Source organism: Microbacterium sp. Leaf351 (assembly GCF_001423825.1).
Lineage (GTDB): Bacteria > Actinomycetota > Actinomycetes > Actinomycetales > Microbacteriaceae > Microbacterium > Microbacterium ginsengisoli.
The window spans coordinates 7,613-12,546 of record NZ_LMPK01000018.1 but is presented as its reverse complement, the minus strand read 5'-3'; the positions used below and the strand labels follow the sequence as shown (position 1 = coordinate 12,546).

Here is a 4,934-nt window from a genome sequence, read left to right as displayed (position 1 = left end):
CCAGATCGGCAGCGTCTGCGATTCGGGGCGGGTCATGATCACGAGCGCGAACACGAACTCGTTCCACGCCTGGATGAACGCGAACACGCCGGTGGCGACGAGTCCCGGGGCGAGCAGGGGGAACGTCACCCGCCAGAACGCGCCGGTACGGCTGCAGCCGTCGATCATCGCCGCCTCCTCGAGGTCGGCGGGGATGCCGGCGACGAACCCCCGCAGGGTCCAGATCGTGAACGGCAGCACGAGCGCGATGTAGACGAGCGACAGCCCGATCATCGTGTTCACGAGGTGCCAGCCGTCGAGCACGCGGAAGGTCGAGATGATCATCGACTCCGCAGGGATCATCTGCACGACGAGCACCGTCACGATGATCGCGGTGCGCCCGCGGAAGCGGAACCGCGACAGCACGATCGCCGCGAGGAAGGCGAAGACGAGGGCGGCGGCGACCGTCACGACCGTCACGACGACGCTCGTGAGCAGGGCCGCGCCGAAGCCGCTGGAGCCGAGCGCGGTGACGTAGTTCTGCACCGTGAACAGGTCGGGCCACAGGTGCGGGGTGTCGCTCTTGATGGCGGACCCCGGCAGCAGCGAGGTGTTGACCATCCAGTAGACGGGGAAGATCGAGCACGCGATCACGACGACCGCGGCGGCGTTCAACAGCACGCGGGAGGTGCGTCGGCGGGCGAGGGCGCTCACGCGCGGTCCTCCTTGAGCATGGAGCGGATGTAGTACGCCGAGAGGGCGAGCATGATGACGACGAGGATGACGCTGATCGCCCCGCCCGCGCCGAGGTCGCCCGAGGCCATCGAGACGCTGTAGATGTAGACGCCGATCGTGTTCGTGTCGGCGCGCACGCCGCCCACCGTCTGCAGGGCGTAGATCTGCGCGAACACGCGCAGATCCCAGATGATCTGCAGGATCAGCAGCACCGTGAGGATCGAGCGGAGGTAGGGGAAGACCACGAGGCGGAACCGCTGGAGCCCGCCGGCCCCGTCGAGCGCGGCCGCCTCGAGCACCTCATCGGGCACCTGGGTGAGACCGGCGTAGACGGTGAAGGCGACGAACGGCACGGCGCCCCACGTGATGATGATGGCGGCGACCGTGAAGAAGCTCACCGGGTCGATCAGCCAGCTGTGGCCCGTCCAGTCCTGGCCCGTCACCCGGGTGAGCACCCAGTTCACGAGACCGTACTGGGTGTCGAAGATCCAGCCCCACACGATCGTGGCGGTGAGGGCCGGCATCGCCCAGGCGAGCAGCAGTGCGACCGAGACGGCGGTGCGCATGACCGCGCGCAGCTTCGTCATGAGCACCGCGATCAGCACGCCGAGGATCATGGTGGCGGTCACGCTCACGACGCACAGCACGACGCTGCGGGCGAGCACGGTCCAGAACTCGGGGTCGCTGAGCACCCGCGCGTAGTTCTCGAGGCCGACGAACAGCGGCGGCTTCCCGAAGATCTGCTCGCGCCCGAACTTCTGGAACGACATCACGATCAGCTGCACCAGCGGCCAGCCGATGAACACGGCCAGCATGATGAACGCCGGCAGCAGCAGCACCCACGGGGTGCGGGAACGGCGGCGCCGGACGGGCGGCGCGGAGCGGGCGGAGCCGCCGGACGCGGCATCCGTCACCGTCGGGGCGAGCTGGGTGGTCATCGCGCGCCTCCTCTCGTCGGGGGTCGGGGGGGGAATCCGGGCAGGGAACGGGGCGCCCCGCGATGCGGGGCGCCCCGGGGTGGGTCATCCGTTGAGGATGCTGTCGATCTGCTGGTCGAGCGCCGTCGCCAGGGTCTTCGCGTCGCCGCCATTGGCCAGCTGCACGAAGAAGTCCTGGAGGATGCCCTTGGCCTCGACGTCCGCCCACTTGGGCGAGGCCGGGGTGAGCTTCGCGTTGGCGGCCGCCGAGGCGATCACCTTCGCGAGCTCGGGCGTGGCCGCGGCGACCTGGCCGCCGAGCGACGTGCGCGCCGGCACGAGCCCCGCCTTGGCGAGCAGGCCCTGGTAGTCGGTGCCGAGCATGATCTCGAGCGCCTTCTTGGCCAGGTCCTGGTGCTGCGACTTCGCGGCGATGCCGATGTTCGAGCCGCCCGCGAAGACGGGGGCGACACCGCCGCCGGCGCCCGGGAGGGCGAAGTAGCCGGTCGTGTTGGCGAGAGCCGTGGGCGCCTTGTTCTCGTCGGCGACGATCGACCAGTACGCCCAGCTGGGGGCGGAGTAGGTCGCGGCCTTCTCGGTGCGGAAGGGCACCCAGCCGTCGGTCTCGTCGCCGTCCTTGGGGGCGAGCGAGGTCTTCATGAGCTCCTGCACCTGCTGGAGGCCCTTCACCGACGCGTCGCTCTCGAACTGGGCGGTCCACTTGCCGCTCGAGTCCTGCGTGGCGATGTCGCCGCCGTTGGCCCAGATGAACGGCAGCGCGTTGTACCAGTCCTTCCCGGGGAAGTACACGCCCGAGACGCCAGGGAGCTTCTGGGCGAGGGTCTGCGCATTCGAGATGTACTGATCGAGCGTCGTCGGCACTGACACGCCCGCCTGCTGGTACTGGGCCGTGTTGTAGAACACGACGCGGGCACCGGAGTAGTACGGGGCGGCGTAGAGCGTGCCGTCGTACGTCCCGGCCTCGACGAAGCCGGGGAGCAGGTCGCTGCCGCCCAGCTGGTCCTTGATGTCGTCGAGCGAGGCGAGGGCGCCGCTCGAGGTGAAGGCGGCGGCCTGGGTGTTGCCCATCTCGACGATGTCGGGGGTGTCGTTCGACGACAGGCTCGTGGTGAGCTTGTCGACGAGGCCCGTCCACTGCTGCTGTTCGATGACGAGCGTCGAACCGGGGTTCTGCGCCTCGAACGTCTTCACGAGGTAATCGCGGGCTTCCTGGGGGGTGTCCGTTCCGACGAGCCAGACGCGGATCTGCGCAGGGCCGCTGGAGGTCGACCCGCCGCTGCCGCTGCCGGCGCAGCCGCTGAGCGCGAGGGCCGCGGCGCCGAGGAGGGCGACCGCTCCGAGGGACTTCTTCATGGGTGTCCTTCTGTGTTCTCTCTGGTGTGGTGGGTGGTGGCGACGGATGCCGCCTGCTTCCTGGTCGACCGCCGGCTACGAGACTCCGAGCCGGGCGGTCAGCACCATGACGGCGGCGCCGCGCAGGACGATGTCCGCGCCTTGCGCCGTCATCCGCACCCGCACGCCCTCATGGAAGGGCGCGAGCGTTCGGGTGCGGAGGGCCTCGGCGGTGGCCTGCGCAAGCACACCGCCGAGGAGTTCAGTGGGGCCGGAGAGCACGATCTCCGACAGGTCGAGCACCCCGACGACGGGGGCGAGCGCGATGCCGAGCCGTTCGCCCGCCTCACGCAGCACGGTGTCGCCCGCGGCCGGGTCGGCGGCGATGCGCGCCTCGATCGCGGGCACGGCAAGCCACGCCTCGAGGCAGCCGACCTTGCCGCACGCGCACACGGGGCCGCCGTCGGTGCCGACGGTGACGTGTCCGAGCTCGCCCGCGGCGAAGCGGGCGCCGCGCATGGGCTGGCCCCCCGCGAGCAGTCCCGAGCCGACACCGCGTCCGACCTTGACCAGCAGCACGTCGTCGCCCGCGCCGCCGAACGTGTACTCAGCGAGCACGGCGGCGTTCGCGTCGTTGGCGACGAGCACGGGCAGGTCGAGGGCGGCGTTCAGGGCGCCCTCGAGGTCGAAGCCGGCCCATCCGAGGTTGGGGGCGGTGAGCACGATGCCGCGGTCGTCGACGACGCCCGGGGTGCCGACGCCGACGCCGAGCACGGGGGCGTGGGCCTCGCCGACGAGCTGGCGGGCGAGGTCGATGACGGTGGGGAGCACCTCGGCGGGGTCGGACGGATGCGGCCGCTCGGCGCGCGCGACGATGTCGCCGTCGAGGGTGAGCACCGCACCGAGGAAGACGTCGGCACCGGAGAGGTCGAGGCCGACGATGCGGTGCCCGTCGCGGTGGATGTCGACGAGGATCGCGGGCTTTCCGGGCCGGGAGTCCTCCCGCACGCCCTTCTCGATCATGAGCCCGTCGCCGATGAGCTCGGCGACGAGGTCGGAGATGGTGACGCGGGTGAGGCCGGTCTCCCGCGAGAGGTCGGCCCGGCTCATCGCGCCCTGGTGGTAGAGCGTCTGGAGGACGAGGGATCGATTGTGGGCGCGCGCGTGCTCGGGGAGCACCTTGACGCCCGACCGGAGGGCACGACCGGGGGCGAAGGCGAGAGCACTTGCTCCCTCGTGCCCGGAGGGGCTGCGCGGGACATCCGTCGTCGTCATGTTTGTTAGTACACCTTACGAACAAACTTGACGCAAGCATTTCCTTCCCGCGCCGCCGACGATTAACACAACCGTTACGTGGCCGTGCCGGCGCCACGGTCCTGTGGGGAACGATGCACACGCTCCCGCGCCAGCCCGTAGCCTGACCCGGTCTGGAGGTCAGAGACATGCCCGCTTCCCCCCGCCGCGGCGCCCGCAACGGCGCGGTCGCCGCACTCCTCCTCGTGGTCGTCCTCCTCGCCGCCGGGTGCACCGGAACCGCGGCGCCCGCCTCTTCCGGCACCGCTGTCGACCAGCCCGGCGACGCGGGCCAATCGACCGCCGAGGCCTGCGCGCTCGTCGCGTCGACGATCGCCGACGTGGGGAGCGGAGTCTCCGAGCAGAGCGACGCGCAGGCCGCGGCATCCGCTCTCGCCGACGCCTCGGCGCGCCTGCGCGACACCCAGCCGCAGATCACGAACGACGCGGTCGCGGCGGCCGTGGTGCCGCTCATCGAGCTCTACGCGTCGGTCGGCGACGCCATGACCGCGATGGCCGCCGGAGACGCGAGCAAGCTCGACGACCTCGCCGGACTCTCCGCCGACATGCAGGGCGCGCTCGGGCGGTTCGGCGAGGTCTGCGGCGTGTCCTGACCCCCTGCCCGGTGTGATGCGAATGTGACCTCACCGGGCATTT

5 protein-coding genes are annotated in these 4,934 nt (G+C 70.8%); 1 reads left to right on the top strand and 4 read right to left on the bottom strand.

Translation table 11 applies throughout. The features are described 5' to 3' along the window. The 4 genes from ASG00_RS06880 to ASG00_RS06865 form a co-directional block, all read right to left on the bottom strand. Window positions 1-693, bottom strand: a 693-nt coding sequence (locus tag ASG00_RS06880) for a carbohydrate ABC transporter permease (RefSeq protein WP_235559401.1), incomplete at its 3' end; no start/stop codon positions are given. Beyond that, entirely contained in the window at window positions 690-1,652 is a 963-nt protein-coding gene (locus ASG00_RS06875) for a carbohydrate ABC transporter permease (protein ID WP_056207862.1), read from the bottom strand. The genes ASG00_RS06875 and ASG00_RS06880, both read right to left, overlap by 4 nt. A gap of 84 nt (window positions 1,653-1,736) precedes the next feature. Beyond that, window positions 1,737-3,005, bottom strand: a complete 1,269-nt coding sequence (locus tag ASG00_RS06870) for an extracellular solute-binding protein (protein ID WP_056207861.1) — start codon at window positions 3,003-3,005, stop codon at window positions 1,737-1,739. Window positions 3,006-3,080: 75 nt separating this feature from the next. Then, window positions 3,081-4,259 (bottom strand): ROK family transcriptional regulator, encoded by a 1,179-nt coding sequence (locus ASG00_RS06865; protein ID WP_056207859.1) that lies wholly within the window; start codon window positions 4,257-4,259, stop codon window positions 3,081-3,083. Between the two features lie 167 nt (window positions 4,260-4,426). Here ASG00_RS06865 and ASG00_RS06860 point away from each other — a divergent pair, with 167 nt between their 5' ends. Then, window positions 4,427-4,891, top strand: coding sequence for a hypothetical protein (locus ASG00_RS06860; protein ID WP_056207857.1), 465 nt, complete (start codon window positions 4,427-4,429; stop codon window positions 4,889-4,891). Window positions 4,892-4,934 lie beyond the last annotated feature (43 nt).